We start from the raw sequence: 15,335 nt of genomic DNA, 5'->3' as shown, positions 1-15,335 counted from the left end.
TCATCGCTGGCCCTTTCCGGTCTGGGGGAGGAGCTCGATCGCGCGCCGGGTGGCGGCGGCGTTGGACAGGTGGACCTCGGCGCCCGCGTCCACGAGCGCGCGGACCTGGCGGTCGAGGCCCTGGGGGTCGGCGCCGGTGCCGACCACCGCGACGACCACCGGCTGGGCCACCGCGGCGATCGCCGGGGCCAGCAGGGCGGCGGGGTCGGGCTCGGAGCCGTGGCCCAGCACGACGTCCATGAGGACCACGGCGGTGCGCTCGTCGGCGGCGACGCGGGCGAGGTGGTCCAGGCGCAGCGTCGGGTCGATCATCGGGTGCGCGCGCCCGGCGGTGAGGGCGTCGTCGCCGAAGTCGACCATGGTGTGGCCCGCGCCGTCGGCAGGGGCGACCAGGTCGGGGCCGAGCGCGAGGTCGGGGGAGAGCGGGATGTTGCTGTGCACCGGGCCGAGGTCGCCGGCGGCGATCAGCATGGCCTCGTCGCAGAGCGTGCCGCCCACGAACAGGCCCGCCAGGGCGGTGCCGCTCGTGGCGGGGGCCGCCCGTCCGTGCACCGGCCAGGACGGTACGTCGTGGCCCAGCCGCCGCAGCACCTGCTCGGCGGCCGCGGTGATGTCGGGCTGCCCGGCGCCGAGGAGCGCGAGCTCCACGGGCGTGCCCAGGGTGTCGGCGTACTGGCGGACCTCGAGGGCGACATCCTCGGCCGGGGGCTTGGACACCACCACGACGAGCTCGACGGCCGGGTCGGCGTCGAGCCGGCGCATCGCCTCCCGGGTCGAGAGGCCCCGCACGTCGGCGGACAGGTCGCGGCCGCCGACGCCGAGCGCGGAGGTGACCCCGACGCCCGCGTGGTCGAGCAGCGCGAGCAGCTGCTGGCAGCCGGTGCCGGACGCGGCGACGATGCCGACCGGTCCGGGCGCCACGGTGTTGGCGAAGCCCAGGCCCAGGCCTCCGACCACGGCCGTGCCGCAGTCGGGACCCATCACGAGCAGGCCGCGCTCGGTGGCGGTGCGCTTGAGCGCGAGCTCCTGGTCCAGCGGCACGTTGTCGCTGAAGATCATCACGTCGCGGTCCGCGTCGAGCGCGTCCATCGCCTCGACGAACGCGTTGGCACCCGGCACGGACACCAGCGTCACCGCGTCGGGGGAGCGGGTCAGCGCGGCCGCCGTCGTGCGGGGCGGGGCCACCTCGCTGGGTCCGCTGTCGCGGCGGCTGGCCTCGCGCAGGGCGAGGTCGACCCCGGCGAGCGCCCGCTCGAGGGCCTCCGGGTCGTCGAGGCGGAGCGCCACGACCATGTCGTTGGGCCCGGCGCCGGCGGGCACCTCGAAGCCCATCTGGGTGAGGACGTCGACGTTGAGCGGGGTGGCCATCGCCACCTGGGCGGCGGCGACGCCGTCGACGCCCTGCACGGTGCGGCTCACCTGCAGCAGCGTCACCGAGTCGGCGTAGGCGCCGGCTCGCAGCTCGACGTGGGTCAGGTCGGTCATGCAGCGACTCCGTTCGTGTGGTGGAGCTCGGCCAGGGCCAGGAGGGCGCCGTACAGGAGTCCGGCGCCGGAGGTGTGCCCGACCGCGGCGAGGGCCGCGGCCCGGTGGGCAACGTCGGGGGTGCCGAGGGCGGCGACGTACGCCGCGAACTCGGGGAGCACCTCGCCGTGCAGCGCGCAGTCGAGCAGCGTCGCGGACAGCAGCGTGGTGCGAGGGAGCAGCGAGCGGACGGCGGCGTCCACGACGAGGGTGGCGCGTCCGGCGGCGCGGTGCAGGGCCAGCCAGCCGCACAGCACGTCGTCACCGAGCGGGGTCAGCCCGTCGCCGCGGCCCACGAGCCGGGCGACGTCGGCGGGGTCGAGGGCCCGGGCCGGGCTGCGCACCAGACCGACCGACTCGACGAACTCGAGCACCGCGGCCGGCGGTGCCGCAGGAGCGGTGGTCGAGGTCGCCTCGCCGTTCCCGGCCGAGCGCCGCTGGACGTCCGCGGGCTCGAAGCGGGGCACCTGCGTGCCCACGACCCGACCCACGGTCACCGGCGTGGCGTCGAGGTGGAGGACCCCGCCCTCGACGTGCGCCGAGCTGCCCTCGAGCGCGGCGAGGTCCTCGGTCCCCAGCCGCAGCGCGCACGGGACCTGGGTGGCGGCGCTCCCGACGACCCCCAGACACCAGCCGTCGAGGTCGAGGTAGACCGCGTGCCGCCCCCGGTGGAGCACGGCGCGCGGACCGTCCGGCGCCTGGCGCAGCCGCTCCAGCACACGGGGTGGGGCGCTGGCCGCGACGGAGCCTGAGGTCACGTCGAACGACGCTAGTCGTCGCGGTTACCGTTTGCCGATGTGAGGTTGTGCCAACGATCCGGCAAGGGGAGTGCAAACGTTGATAACCACCGGTGAGCAGTCAGGGGGGATCGGGTCGGGGCGGGACCGCGCGGCGGCGGCCCTGGCGCGGGTGGACGCGCTGCACACGGGGTTGACCCAGATCGTGCTGGAGGGCGGCAACCTCGACGGGATCGCGGCCGAGGTCGCCCGGGTCCTCGGCGTGGGCGTGCTGTTCAGCTCCAGCGACGGTCGCGAGCGGTCCGCGGCGCTCGAGCCCGCGGACCGGGAGGCCCTGCAGCGGCACGGCCTGCTCGACCCCACCGGCCGGGTCCGGATCGAGCGGATCGGTGAGACGGCGCCGGTCGGCGAGGGCGAGGTCCGGGGCCTGCGGGTGGCGGCGGGCGGCGTCGACCTCGCCCGCCTGGTCTGCCTGCGCACCGAGGGAAAGATCTCCTCCGACGACGTGCACGCGCTCGAGCGGGCCGCGGCGGTGGCGGCGCTGCTGATCACCCGCGAGGAGGCGGTCACCGCCGTCGAGAACAAGTACCAGGGCGACTTCCTGCGCGACCTGCTGCTCCGGCGCACCTCCGACACCGAGGCCGTCGCCGAGCACGCCGACACCTTCGGCTGGGACCTGCGCCGCCCGGTGGTCGTGGTGGCCGCCGAGATCGACCCGGTCGCACCCGAGGAGCCGCCGCCGTCGCGCGAGCAGCGGCGCCAGTGGCAGGAGCGCTTCTCGGCGGCCTGGCGCCAGGTCAGCCGGACCATCGACCCGGGGATCCCGAGCGTGGACTTCTCCTCGGAGGTGGTCACGCTGCTCCCGCTCGCGGAGGGCGACGTCGAGCCGGTGGCCGGCCACGGCGTCGTACGCCGCGCGGTCACCGCGGTCTCCGGGGACAAGGGCGGCGGCCGCCGGCCGTTCTCGGTGGGGGTCAGCCGGGTGGCGCACACCCTCGACGAGCTGCCCGAGGCCTACGCCCAGGCCCGCCGGGCCGTCGAGGTCGGCCGGAGGGTCTCCGGGGGCGGGTCGACGACGTTCTTCGACCAGCTCGGCCTGCACCGGCTGATCGCGCTGGTGCCCGACACCGCCGAGCTGCGCTCGTTCGTCCGCGACGTGCTCGGTCCGCTGTCCGAGGCGACGACCGAGGCCGCGGACCTGAGGGAGACGCTGCAGGTGCTGCTGGACACCAACTTCAACGTGGCCGAGGCGGCCCGCCTGCAGTTCTTCCACTACAACACGATGCGCTACCGGGTCTCGAAGCTCGAGCGGCTGCTGGGCCCGCTGTCCACCGACCCGCACCTGCGGCTCGACGTCGCCGTGGCCCTGCGGGTCCTGGAGATCACGGGGTGATCACGGGCGTGTGACCGGAGCGCGGAGAGCCCGGCGCGCCCACAACAGGTGCCAGCCGGATCGGTGTTCCTTCGGCATTTGTCGCCGTCGTAGGTGTGTCATGGAGATCACTAGTTTGTGGTTACTCGGGGCCGGTCACACCAGCGAAAGGGCCTTGCCAGATGTCGATGTTCAAGTGGGATGTAGTCAATCCCGGACCAGGTGAGGCCGTAGCGCCGAACCAACGCCTCAGTTGGGGCAAGACGGTGGGCCTGGGGGCCCAGCACGTCGTCGCGATGTTCGGTGCGACGTTCGTGTTCCCCATCGTGATGGGTCTCAACGCCAACCTGGCGATCATGATGAGCGGTGTCGCGACGATCTGCTTCCTGCTGATCGTCGGCGGCAAGGTGCCCAGCTACCTCGGTACCTCCGCGTCGTTCGTGGGTGGTGCCACCGCGATCTACACCTACAACGGTGACGGCGGCCCCGGTGGCCCGGTCGACGTGACGGGCGCGATCCTGGTGGCCGGCCTGGTGCTGGCCCTGATCGGCGTCGTGATCCACGTCTTCGGCTCGAACGTCGTCAACGCGGTGCTGCCGCCGGTCGTCACCGGCGCGGTGGTCATGCTGATCGGATTCAACCTGGCGCCGGTGGCGACCCAGACCTACATGCCCGCCGACCCGTGGGTCGCGATGATCACCATGACCGCGGTCATCCTGATGGCGGTCGGCTTCAAGGGCTTCCTGGGCCGGATCGCGATCTTCCTGGGCCTGATCTTCGGCTACATCGTGTCGTGGCTGTTCGACCAGATCTTCGGCAAGACCTCGCTGCCGACGCCCGCCAGCGCCGACCCCGGCCCGCACTGGCGCGTGGACTGGACCGCGGTCAAGGACGCCGACTGGTTCGGCTTCCCCACGCACACCGTCGACGGTCTCGTCGGCAACCAGACGCAGGCCGGCAACCTGGCCGAGGTCGGCTGGCACCTGCCGAGCTTCTCGATCACCTTCACCCTGCTGGTCCTGCCGGCGGTCATCGCGCTGGTCGCCGAGAACGTCGGCCACGTCAAGGCCGTCGCCGAGATGACCAAGACCGACCTCGACCCGTACATGGGCCGCGCGGTCGCCGCCGACGGCGTCGGCACGATGATCGCCTCCTCGGTCGGTGGCTCGCCCACCACGACGTACGCCGAGAACATCGGCGTCATGGCCGCGACCCGGGTCTACTCGACCGCGGCGTACTTCGTGGCCGCGATCGTCGCGGTGCTGCTCGGCCTGGTGCCGAAGTTCGGCGCGATCGTCAACCAGACGCCCCCGGCCGTGCTCGGGGGCATCACGCTCGTGCTCTACGGCATGATCGGCCTGCTCGGTGCGAAGATCTGGAAGGAGAACGGCGTCGACTTCTCCAAGCCGGTCAACCTGGTCCCGCTGGCGGCGGGCATCATCCTGGCCATCGGCAACGCCGAGCTGAAGTTCAGCGACAACTTCGTGCTCAGCGGCATCGCCCTCGGCACCCTCGTGGTCGTGCTCGGCTACCACCTCGCCCGGGTCGTCGCCCCCAAGGACCTCGACGGCACCATGCTGGCCGTGGGCATGAAGGGCGCCCACGCCGAGGACCACGCCGCGCCCCACCACCACCCGCACCACGAGCTCAAGGACTGAGAAGCAGTGAAGCCAGCACCGTTCGACTACCGCCGACCGCAGACGCTCGCCGAGGCGCTGCAGACGCTGGCCGGCGAACCGAACGCCAAGGTGCTGGCCGGAGGCCAGAGCCTGGTCCCGTTGCTGTCGATGCGGCTGGCGGCTCCGTCGCTGCTCGTCGACATCAACGGGCTCCCGGGCCTGGCCGACGTCCGGGTGTCGGACGAGGGCGTGCACGTGGGCGCCCTCGCCCGGCACGCCGACGTGCTGGCCTCCGTCGAGGCCCGCCGGGTCCAGCCGCTGCTGGCGATGGCGCTCGAGCACGTCGCCCACGCGACCATCCGCAACCGCGGGACCACGGTCGGCTCGATCGTGCACGCCGACGCCGCGGCCGAGATGCCGGTGGTCCTGAGCCTGCTCGGCGGCTCGGTCGACGTCGAGTCGACCGCCGGCCGCCGCACCATCGCGGCCACGGACCTCTATCTCGGACCGCTCGAGTCGGCCCTGCACCACGACGAGATCGCGGTGTCCGCCTTCTTCCCGGCGCCGCCGGCCGGCGCCGGCGTCGCCTTCGAGGAGATCGCCCGCCGGCACGGCGACTACGCCCTCGCCGGTGTGGCCGCCCTCGTCGACGGCGACTCGGTGCGCTGCGGCTTCGTGTCCGTCGCCGACGTCCCCACCGTGGTGGACCTCAGCGGCGTGCCGCTCGACCAGGTGGCCGAGGCCGCGCTGGCGCACCTCGAGCCCGCCGACGACATCCACGCGACCGCGGCGTACCGCGCCCAGCTGGTCCGCGTGCTGACCGAACGGGTCGTCCGCGCGGCCCACGACGACGCGAAGGAACGCCGATGACCGAACAGTTGCACGACGTCCGCCTGACCGTGAACGGGGTGGCCCACGACGTGGAGGTGCCGGCCCGGCGGCTGCTCTCCGACGCGCTGCGCCACGACCTCGGCCTGACCGGCACCCACGTCGGCTGCGAGCACGGCGTCTGCGGGGCCTGCACGGTCCTCGTCGACGGTCGGCCGATGCGCTCCTGCCTGATGTTCGCCGTCTCCGCCGTGGACGCCGAGATCACCACCGTGGAGGGGCTCACCGAGGAGGACGGCTCGCTCGGGCCGGTCCAGCAGGCGTTCGCCGAGTGCCACGGCCTGCAGTGCGGCTTCTGCACGCCCGGCTTCCTGACGACCATCACCGCCGGGCTGAAGGAGAATCCCACGCCCACGCGCGAGCAGTGCCGCGACATGATCGCCGGCAACCTGTGCCGCTGCACCGGCTACCAGAACATCGTCAAGGCGGTCGAGCGCGCCGCCGAGCTGACCGCGTCCACCCCGGGGGAGCCCGCATGACCACGAAGCTGATGGGCACGCCCGTCCAGCGGGTCGAGGACCAGCGGTTCCTGCGCGGCCTGGGCCGGTACGTCGACGACGTGGCCGTCTCCCCGGACACCCTGCACGCCGCCGTGCTGCGCAGCCCGCACGCACACGCCCGGATCACCGACATCGACGTCGACGAGGTCCTCGACCTCGACGGCGTGCACGCGGTCTGGACCTACGACGACCTCACCGGCCCGATGGCCGAGCCGCTGCCGCTGCTGATCCCGCACCCGGCGCTCACCCACGGCCGCACGCAGTACGCGCTGGCGAAGGACGAGGTGAACTACGTCGGCGAGGCCATCGCCTTCGTGGTCGCCGACGACCGTTACGTCGCCGAGGACGCGGTGTCGCGGATCAAGGTCTCCTACGAGTTCCTGCCCGCCGTCGTCGGCATCGACAAGGCCCGCGCGGCCACGCACCTGGTGCACGAGGACGTGCCCGGCAACGTCGGCGCCCGCCTCGAGCAGAACGTCGGCGACGCGCCGGCCGCGATCGCGAAGGCCCCGCACCGCCTCGAGCTCGACCTCACCATCGAGCGCAGCGCCTGCATGCCGATGGAGGGCCGCGGCACCGTCGCGCGCTGGGACGCCGACATCAACCGGATGCAGGTGTGGACGTCCACCCAGACCTCGACCGGTGTGCGCGCCGCGGTGGCGGTCAAGCTCGAGCTCGACCTGGGCCAGGTCGACGTGATCACCCCCGACGTGGGCGGTGGCTTCGGGGTGAAGATCAACCACCCGTGGCCCGAGGAGCTGCTGGTGCCGATGGCGGCCCGCGCCCTGGGGCGGACGGTGAAGTTCACCGAGGACCGTCGGGAGCACTTCATCTCCTCCGCGCACGAGCGCGGCCAGGTCCACCACGTCTCGGTCGGGTTCGACGACGAGGGCCGCCTGCTCGGGCTGGACGTCGAGTTCTGGCACGACCACGGCGCGTACTCGCCCTACGGCCTGATCGTCCCGATCATCACCTCGACCCAGCTGCTCGGCCCCTACAAGCCGCAGAGCTACCGGGTCGTCTTCGAGTCGCTCTACACCAACACCGTGATGGTCACGCCCTACCGCGGCGCCGGGCGACCGCAGGGCTGCTACGTCATGGAGCGGACCATGGACGCGATCGCTGCGTACCTCGGCAAGGACCGCACCGAGGTGCGCGCCGCGAACTTCATCCAGCCCGACGAGTTCCCCTACGACCAGGGGCTGGTGTTCCAGGACGGCCGCGAGCTGGAGTACGACTCCGGCGACTACCCGGCGTCGCTGGAGAAGCTCAAGGAGCTGATCGGGTGGGACGACTTCCCGACGTTCCAGAAGTCGATGGCCGCGACCGGCCGCAAGGTCGGCATCGGGCTGGCCTGCTACGTCGAGGGCACCGGCGTCGGCCCCTACGAAGGCGCCCACGTCCACATCGAGACCTCCGGCAAGGTCAAGGTCGCGACCGGCCTGACCACCCAGGGCCAGGGGCACGCGACGGTCTTCGCCCAGCTCGTCGCCGACGAGCTCGGGGTCAGGTTCGAGGACGTCGAGGTGGTCACCGGCGACACCCGGCGGATGCCGTACGCCGTCGGCACCTTCGCCTCCCGCGCCGCGGTGATGAGCGGCTCGGCGATCCACCTCGCGGCCAAGCGGGCCAAGGAGAAGGTCCTCAAGATCGCCGCCGACGCCCTCGAGGCCGACGAGTCCGACCTGCAGATCGTCGACGGGGTGGTCTCGGTCAAGGGCTCGCCCGGCACCGCGATCGACCTCGGCACCGTGTCGGTGCTGTCGAACCCGCTGCGCTACGCGTTCGACGAGGCGTCGAAGGCCGCCACCCAGTTCTCGGTCGGCGACCCCGGCAAGCCGCCGGTCGCCGAGGACGAGGAGCCCGGGCTGGAGGGCAAGGACTTCTACTCGCCCGAGCGCGCGACGTTCGCCTCCGGCATGCACGCCGCGATCGTCGAGACCGACCCGCTGACCGCCGAGATCCGGATCCTCAAGTACGCCGTCGTGCACGACTGCGGCCACCTGATCAACCCGATGATCGTCGAGGGCCAGATCCACGGCGGCGTCGCGCAGGGCATCGGCGGCGCGCTCTACGAGCGGATGGCCTACGACGAGTCCGGACAGCTGCTCAACGCCTCGTTCATGGACTTCCTGATGCCCTACGTCACCGAGGTGCCCGACTCGATCGAGATCGACCACCTCGAGACGCCGTCCCCCCTCAACCCGCTCGGCATCAAGGGCGCGGGCGAGGCCGGGGTCATCCCCACCTCGGCCGTCCTCGCCGCCGCGATCGAGGACGCCGAGGGCTTCCCGATCACCGCCATGCCCATCTCGCCGTCCGAGCTCTTCGAGCTCCGCCAGACCCACCGCTGACCCCCCGCGGGTCGACCTCGTCGACCCGGACAGTGCAGGAGACCCCATGAAGTTCACCGGAGACGCCACCCTCAACGCCCCTGTCGACCAGGTCTGGGCGGCGCTGCTCGACCCGTCGGTGCTGGTGCGCACCATCCCCGGCTGCGAGCGCCTCGAGGCGACCGGCGAGAACGCCTACGCGATGACCGTGACCGCCGGGGTCGCGGCGATCAAGGGCACCTACGCCGGCTCCTGCGAGCTGTCCGACCTCGAGCCGCACTCGTCGCTGGTGATGAAGCTCCAGGGCGCGGGCGCGCCGGGCACCATCGGCGCCGACGTCAACGTCGGCTTCAAGGACGGCGGGGACGGCACCACCACCATCACCTACGACGCCGACGCGGTCGTCGGCGGCATGGTCGGCGGGGTCGGCCAGCGGATGTTGACCAGCGTCTCGCGCCGGATGGCCGGGGAGTTCTTCGGCAACGTCGACGCCGTGCTCTCCGGTGCCGCCCCGGCTCCTGCGCCCGTCGGCGTCGCCGAGGCGGCCGCCGCGGTCGGCGCCCCGGTCGAGGCCCAGCCGGGAGTCTTCGTGGCGCCCCCGAAGCCGAGCGCCCTCGGCGGCCAGGACGACTTCCTCAAGGGCATCCTGGTCGGCGCCGGCCTCGTTCTCGCCGGCGTCGTGGTCGGCGGGATCTTCGGGCGGCGGCGGTGAGGGGGGTGGCTGCAGGAATCACCGGTGGACCGGTGATTCCTGACGTTCTCAGCCGTTGCAACACCCCGGAACATCAGGAACTGGCTGAGAAGTCGGGCCCATGGGCGACCTGACCGTCGAGTCCACGGCGCGCGAGCAGGCGGCCGCCGTACGCTCCGGCGCGATCTCGGCGCGCGAGCTCCTCGACCTCCACCTCGAGCGCATCGCCGAGCGCAACCCGGAGCTGAACGCGATCGTGTCCCTCGACGAGGGGCGGGCGCGGGAGGGTGCCGCCGCGGCCGACGAGACGCTGGCCTCCGGCGCCGCGACCGGTCCGCTGCACGGACTGCCGTTCGCGTTCAAGGACACCCACGCGGTGGCGGGCTGGCGCACGACCTACGGCTCACCGCTGTACGCCGACCACGTGCCGGAGACCGACGAGCTGATCGTCGAGCGGGTCCGCCGGGCCGGCGTGGTGACGATCGGCAAGACCAACGTGCCCGAGTTCGCCGCGGGCTCGCACACCTTCAACACCGTCTTCGGCACCACGCTGAACCCGGTCGACCCGTCCCGGTCCGCGGGCGGGTCGAGCGGGGGAGCGGCGTGTGCGCTGGCGGCCGGCATGGTGCCGCTGGCCGACGGCTCGGACATGGGCGGCTCGCTGCGCAACCCGGCCTCGTTCTGCGGCGTGGTGGGGCTGCGTCCGTCCCTGGGCCGCGTCCCGGAGTGGCCGAGCTGGAACCAGTGGGAGACCACGTCGGTGGGCGGCCCGATGGCGAGGAACGTGGGGGACCTGGCGCTGCTGCTCTCGGTGATGGCCGGTCCGGACCCGCGGGTGCCGCAGGCGCTGGGTGACCCGGGCTCGATGTTCGCCGGGCTCGGACCGGGATCGCTCTCGGGGCTGCGCGTGGCCCTGTCGGTCGACCTCGGTGGTGCCTTCGAGGTCGACGAGGAGGTGGCAGGGGTCGTCTCCGGCTCGGCCTCGGTCTTCGCCGGCGCCGGTGCCTCCGTGGCCGACGCCCACCCCGACCTGTCCCTCGCCGACGACACGTTCCGCACGCTGCGCGCCTGGCACTTCCAGGCGAAGTTCGGCCGGATGCTGGCCGACCACCCGGAGGCGTTCAAGCAGTCATTGGCCGACAACATCCGGGCCGGGGAGTCGCTGACGGGGGCCGACGTGGCCCGCGCCTACGCCCAGCGCACCACCCTGTCGGAGACGATGCGCGAGTTCTTCGCGTCGTACGACGTGCTGGTGCTGCCGGTCTCGCAGGTCCCGCCGTTCCCGGCCGACCAGGAGTTCCCCTCGGCCGTCAACGGCCGGCCGATGGAGACCTACCTGGACTGGATGCGCTCGGCGTACTTCATCACCGTCACCGGGTGCCCGGCGATCTCCGTGCCCGCGGGCCGCACCCGCGACGGGCTGCCGGTCGGCATCCAGGTCGTGGCTCCCCACGGCGCCGAGTGGCGGCTGCTGGAGGTGGCGGCGGCGTTCGAGGCCGCGGTCGCCTGAGACCGGTCTACGGTCGGAGCATGACCCTCGAGCTCGTTCGCACCCCTGCCCTGTCCGACCGCGCGCCGTACGCCTACGCCGCGCGCGTCTCCGGCGGTGCCCTGGTCTTCACCGCCGGGGCCTGCCCGCTGGACGACGAGGGGCGGATCGGGCCGGTGGGGGACTACGTCGGCCAGGCGCGACGGGTGATGGACAACCTGACCACCGCCCTCGCGGCTGCCGACGCTCGTCTCGAGGACGTGGCCAAGTCCACGGTCTACGTCGCCACCACCCGGCGCGAGGACCTGGTCGCCGTGTGGGAGGTCGTCCGGGCGGCGTTCGGCGACCACGCGGCGCCGAGCACCCTGCTGGCCGTCCCGCTGCTGGGCTACGAGGACCAGCTGGTCGAGGTGGAGGCGGTCGCGGTCAGCTGACCCGCCTCACTCGAGGTAGCCCTCGACGGTCCCCTCGGGGCGCACCTCGGCGCCGTCGGGGTTGCGGCCGTACTCCCGCCGGGCTCGGCGCTGCCGGAGCAGGTCCCAGCACTGGTCCAGCTCGACCTCGAGCCGCTTGAGCCGCGCGTGCTCCTCGGTCGGCGTGATGTCGCCGTCGGCCAGCGACTGACGCAACCGGTGCTCCTCGTCGATCAGTGCGTGGATGCGGTGCAGGATGACGTCGTCCTCGGCCATGGTCCGAGTGTCGCACCGCACGGTTTGCCCAGGAAGCCACGAAGCGACCGGGGACGTGGAATGCTGCGGCGGTGCCCGGCCCCTTCGACGACGCAGGAACCCTGCGCGACGCCTACGCGAACGTCGACTGGGCCGCCACGTCCCTGGGTCCGGTCGAGGACTGGAGCCCGGCCCTGCGCAACTCCGTCGACGTCGCGCTGAACACCCGGTTCCCGGTCACCCTGCTCTGGGGCCCGGAGTTCGTCCTCGTCTACAACGAGGCCTACGTCGAGATGATCGCGGACAAGCACCCGGCAGCGCTCGGCCGCCCCGCGCAGGAGATCTTCCCCGAGGCGTGGGACGTGATCGGTCCGCTCATGCAGGGGGTGCGCGACGGCGGCGGTGCCACCTGGCACGAGAACACCTACCTGCCGCTGAGCCGCAACGGCTACCTCGAGGACTGCTACTTCACCTACTCCTACTCCCCGGTGACGGGGGAGGACGGCACGGTCGAGGGCATCATCGACATCGCGACCGAGACGACGGCGCAGATGGTGATCGGTCGCCGGCTGCAGCTCCTGACCCGGCTCGGCGACGAGCTCGCCTCGGTGGAGCGGGTCGAGGACGTGCCCGGTCGGGCGCTGTCGGTGCTCCGGCAGAACGTCGCGGACTGGTCGGCGGTGGACGTCCGGGTGGCCGGCGTGCCGGATCCGGACAGGGGCGCCGGGCTGCCCGACGAGCCGGTCGCGCCGCTCGAGGGCGACCTCTCCCTCGAGTCGACCGACGACGGCCTCGTGGCCTGGCTGCCGCTCGCCGACGAGGACTCCGGGCTCGACGCACTCCTGGTCGTGCAGCTCAGCCCCCGGCTGCCGCGCGACGGCGACTACCTCGACTTCCTGCGCCTGGTGGCCGCAGCGCTCACCCAGGCCCTGGAGCGGGTCCTGATCCGGGAGGCCGAGCGCACCTGGTCCGAGGCGCTGCAGCGCAGCCTGCTCGCCCGCCCCGCCAGCATCGGCGGGCTCGACCTGGCGGTGCGGTACCAGCCCGCCGCGGAGGTCGCCCAGGTGGGCGGGGACTGGTACGACGCGTTCCGGCTGCCCGACGGCAGGCTCGCGCTCGTGGTCGGCGACGTGGCCGGGCACGACGAGCACGCGGCGGCCTCCATGGGGCAGATCCGCAACCTGGTCCGCGGCGTCGCCTACTCGCGCCCCGAGTCGCCGGCCTCGGTCCTCTCGGGGCTCGACCACGCGATGCACGGGCTCGACGTCAACGTGGTCGCCACCGCGGTCCTCGCCCAGCTCGAACCCGGCGGCGGCCCCGGCGGGAGCCGGCTCTCGCTGCGCTGGAGCAACGCCGGGCACCCGCCGCCGGTGCTGCTGTCCGCCGACGGGACCGCGCGCCTCCTCGAGACCGACCCGGACCTGCTGCTCGGGCTCAACGTCGACGCCGCGCGGACCGACCACACCCTGGACCTCGAGCCGGGATCGAGCCTGGTGATCTACACCGACGGCCTCGTCGAGCGCCGCGGCGCCGCCATCGACGCCGGCCTGGCGTGGCTGGTGAGCGCGGTCGAGGGACAGCACGGGCTGACCGCCGACGAGCTGTGCGACCGGCTGCTCGGCCAGCTCTCGGGCCGCTCCGAGGACGACGTCGCCCTGCTCGTCATGCGCGCCTCGGGCTGATCCGGCGCCCTCCCGGCACGGGCTCCTCGCCGGCCATCCCCTGATCGAGGGGGGTGCCCCGGGTCGGTCGGCGACCCGCGCCGGGACGTTGGTCCCTGTCAGCCGTCGGGGGCGGCGGCACACCATGGAGGTGCGCCACTTCCTTCGGGAGAGCGCGATGGTTCGGGAGGCGAGGGCTCACTCGACGGGTGAGACGTCGCGAGGATCGGGTGACGGGATCAGCGGAGCCGCAGCCGAAGAACCACCGACCGGGAGCGTCACCTGACCGGTCACCAGAGGGGCCCTTGCGACTCATACTCTCAAGGGCCCCTCGCACTGCCCGGGTGCGGGCGTCCGGGGTGCCGACGCGCCGCAGGAGGTGGACGTCGTACGGCGTGCACCGCTGGGTGGGCGAGAATGGCCGCATGATCTACGGCGTGCTGCACCGGGTGGTCCCGCCGGTGGCGAGGGCGGTCTGGCGACCGACCGTCATCGGGCTGGAGAACGTGCCGCCGACCGGCGGGGTGATCCTGGCGAGCAACCACCTCAGCTTCGCCGACTCGGTCGTGATCCCCTGCGTGGTACCGCGCAAGGTGGTCTTCCTGGCCAAGTCCGACTACTTCACAGGCCGCGGGGTCAAGGGCACGCTCTCGCGGCTGTGGTTCGAGGGGCTCGGCATGCTGCCGGTCGACCGGGACGACAGCAAGGCCGCCATCGCCAGCCTCGACACGGCCCTGGAGGTGCTGGGCAGGGGAGAGGCGTTCGGCATCTACCCCGAGGGCACCCGCTCCCGCGACGGCCGGCTCTACCGCGGTCGCACCGGTGTCGCGCACCTCGCGCTCACCGCCGGCGTCCCCGTCGTACCCGTCGGGCTGACCGGCACCGAGAGGCTCCAGCCGGTCGGCTCCAACAGGCCGAGGGTCGTCCCGATCACCGTGCAGTTCGGGGAGCCGATCGACGTCGTCGGCAGGTACGACGGCGTGCCGCTCGGCCGTGCCCGCCGCGAGGTCACCGACGAGATCATGACCGCCATCCAGAAGCTGTCCGGCCAGGAAGAGGCCGGCATCTACAACGAGCGACCCGCCGACACCTGATCCGTGTCGGGGCGGTGCCGGATATCTGTTGATCGGGCGCGGGCCGCGCGGGGAGCATGGCGCGCATGTCGTTGCCCTCCCCGAGCCTGTCCACTCCCACGCTGCACACCACTCGGCTCCGCCTGCGTCCCTTCGACGACACCGACGCGGACGACCTCTTCGCCCTGCACAGCAGCGCCCACGTGCTGCGCTACTGGGACTCGCCGCCGTGGAGCGAGCGCGCCCGCGCGCAGCGGTTCGTCGCGGCGTGCCGGCAGATGGCGGACGAGGGCGTGGGGGCGCGGCTGGCCGTGGATCGCGTCTCCGACGGCGCGTTCATCGGCTGGTGCAGCCTGACCGGGTGGAACCCGGTCCACCGCAGCGCGTCGCTGGGCTACTGCTACGGCGATGCGGCGTGGGGCCACGGCTACGCGACGGAGGCTGCGCGCGTCCTGCTGGGGTGGGCGTTCGACACGCTGGACCTCAACCGCGTCCAGGCCGAGACCGACACGCGGAACGTCGCCTCCGCCCGCGTGCTGGAGAAGCTCGGGTTCGTGCGTGAGGGGACGTTGCGGGAGGACTGCGTCGTGGACGGCGAGGTCTCGGACTCGTGGGTCTTCGGGCTGGTCCGGCGGGAGTGGCAGCCCTCGCCCGTGCCGCACCAGACCCGCTGAGCCACCGCTCCGTCGCGTCGCCTCGACCGCGTGCGAGGACGATGGCAGAGATTGCCGTCGGATGGGCGTTCCGTCGGCAGATTCTGCCGTGGTCCGTAAGACCGTG

At 72.8% G+C, this 15,335-nt stretch carries 14 protein-coding genes; 11 read left to right on the top strand and 3 right to left on the bottom strand.

Going from position 1 to position 15,335, the window contains the following annotated elements; all coding sequences use genetic code 11:
• Positions 1 to 1,485: an FdrA family protein gene (locus ACFO9I_RS06355; protein ID WP_379178924.1), complete on the bottom strand. Its 1,485-nt coding sequence runs from the start codon at positions 1,483 to 1,485 to the stop codon at positions 1 to 3.
• Complete coding sequence (locus ACFO9I_RS06350) at positions 1,482 to 2,282, bottom strand: DUF2877 domain-containing protein (RefSeq protein ID WP_379178922.1); 801 nt, start codon at positions 2,280 to 2,282, stop codon at positions 1,482 to 1,484. Before ACFO9I_RS06350 ends, ACFO9I_RS06355 begins: the two co-directional genes overlap by 4 nt.
• A 79-nt stretch (positions 2,283 to 2,361) precedes the next feature.
• On the opposite strand from ACFO9I_RS06350, the gene ACFO9I_RS06345 reads away from it, so the two are divergent.
• From ACFO9I_RS06345 to ACFO9I_RS06310, 8 genes are all read left to right on the top strand, one after another.
• Positions 2,362 to 3,654 carry a PucR family transcriptional regulator gene (locus ACFO9I_RS06345; RefSeq protein ID WP_379178921.1) on the top strand — a complete coding sequence of 431 codons (1,293 nt, stop codon included), beginning with the start codon at positions 2,362 to 2,364 and terminating at the stop codon, positions 3,652 to 3,654.
• Positions 3,655 to 3,815: 161 nt separating this feature from the next.
• On the top strand, positions 3,816 to 5,291 hold the full coding sequence (locus ACFO9I_RS06340) for a uracil-xanthine permease family protein (RefSeq protein WP_379178919.1): 1,476 nt from the start codon (positions 3,816 to 3,818) through the stop codon (positions 5,289 to 5,291).
• Positions 5,292 to 5,297: 6 nt separating this feature from the next.
• Positions 5,298 to 6,122 (top strand): FAD binding domain-containing protein, encoded by an 825-nt coding sequence (locus ACFO9I_RS06335; protein ID WP_379178917.1) that lies wholly within the window; start codon positions 5,298 to 5,300, stop codon positions 6,120 to 6,122.
• On the top strand, positions 6,119 to 6,619 hold the full coding sequence (locus ACFO9I_RS06330; RefSeq protein ID WP_379178915.1) for a (2Fe-2S)-binding protein: 501 nt from the start codon (positions 6,119 to 6,121) through the stop codon (positions 6,617 to 6,619). The genes ACFO9I_RS06335 and ACFO9I_RS06330 overlap by 4 nt, the downstream gene beginning before the upstream one ends.
• Positions 6,616 to 8,994, top strand: coding sequence for an aerobic carbon-monoxide dehydrogenase large subunit (gene cutA / locus ACFO9I_RS06325; RefSeq protein WP_379178913.1), 2,379 nt, complete (start codon positions 6,616 to 6,618; stop codon positions 8,992 to 8,994). The genes ACFO9I_RS06330 and cutA overlap by 4 nt, the downstream gene beginning before the upstream one ends.
• A 46-nt stretch (positions 8,995 to 9,040) precedes the next feature.
• On the top strand, positions 9,041 to 9,685 hold the full coding sequence (locus ACFO9I_RS06320) for an SRPBCC family protein (protein ID WP_379178911.1): 645 nt from the start codon (positions 9,041 to 9,043) through the stop codon (positions 9,683 to 9,685).
• 100 nt (positions 9,686 to 9,785) lie between these two features.
• The gene (locus ACFO9I_RS06315; RefSeq protein WP_379178909.1) at positions 9,786 to 11,174 is read left to right on the top strand and encodes an amidase; all 1,389 of its coding nucleotides are present in this window, start codon (positions 9,786 to 9,788) and stop codon (positions 11,172 to 11,174) included.
• A 20-nt stretch (positions 11,175 to 11,194) separates the two neighbouring features.
• Positions 11,195 to 11,587 (top strand): RidA family protein, encoded by a 393-nt coding sequence (locus ACFO9I_RS06310; protein WP_379178907.1) that lies wholly within the window; start codon positions 11,195 to 11,197, stop codon positions 11,585 to 11,587.
• 6 nt (positions 11,588 to 11,593) lie between these two features.
• On the opposite strand, the gene ACFO9I_RS06305 is transcribed toward ACFO9I_RS06310, so the two are convergent.
• Positions 11,594 to 11,842 carry a DUF2630 family protein gene (locus tag ACFO9I_RS06305; RefSeq protein WP_379178905.1) on the bottom strand — a complete coding sequence of 83 codons (249 nt, stop codon included), beginning with the start codon at positions 11,840 to 11,842 and terminating at the stop codon, positions 11,594 to 11,596.
• 71 nt (positions 11,843 to 11,913) lie between these two features.
• Here ACFO9I_RS06305 and ACFO9I_RS06300 point away from each other — a divergent pair, with 71 nt between their 5' ends.
• The 3 genes from ACFO9I_RS06300 to ACFO9I_RS06290 all read left to right on the top strand — a co-directional run bounded on the left by ACFO9I_RS06300 (position 11,914) and on the right by ACFO9I_RS06290 (position 15,229).
• Complete coding sequence (locus tag ACFO9I_RS06300) at positions 11,914 to 13,503, top strand: SpoIIE family protein phosphatase (RefSeq protein ID WP_379178903.1); 1,590 nt, start codon at positions 11,914 to 11,916, stop codon at positions 13,501 to 13,503.
• A 404-nt stretch (positions 13,504 to 13,907) separates the two neighbouring features.
• On the top strand, positions 13,908 to 14,576 hold the full coding sequence (locus tag ACFO9I_RS06295; RefSeq protein WP_379178902.1) for a lysophospholipid acyltransferase family protein: 669 nt from the start codon (positions 13,908 to 13,910) through the stop codon (positions 14,574 to 14,576).
• 65 nt (positions 14,577 to 14,641) lie between these two features.
• Complete coding sequence (locus tag ACFO9I_RS06290) at positions 14,642 to 15,229, top strand: GNAT family N-acetyltransferase (protein ID WP_379178900.1); 588 nt, start codon at positions 14,642 to 14,644, stop codon at positions 15,227 to 15,229.
• Positions 15,230 to 15,335 lie beyond the last annotated feature (106 nt).

Source organism: Nocardioides sp. GCM10023255, assembly GCF_042653125.1.
Lineage (GTDB): Bacteria > Actinomycetota > Actinomycetes > Propionibacteriales > Nocardioidaceae > Nocardioides.
This window is presented reverse-complemented; position numbering and strand designations above follow the sequence as displayed.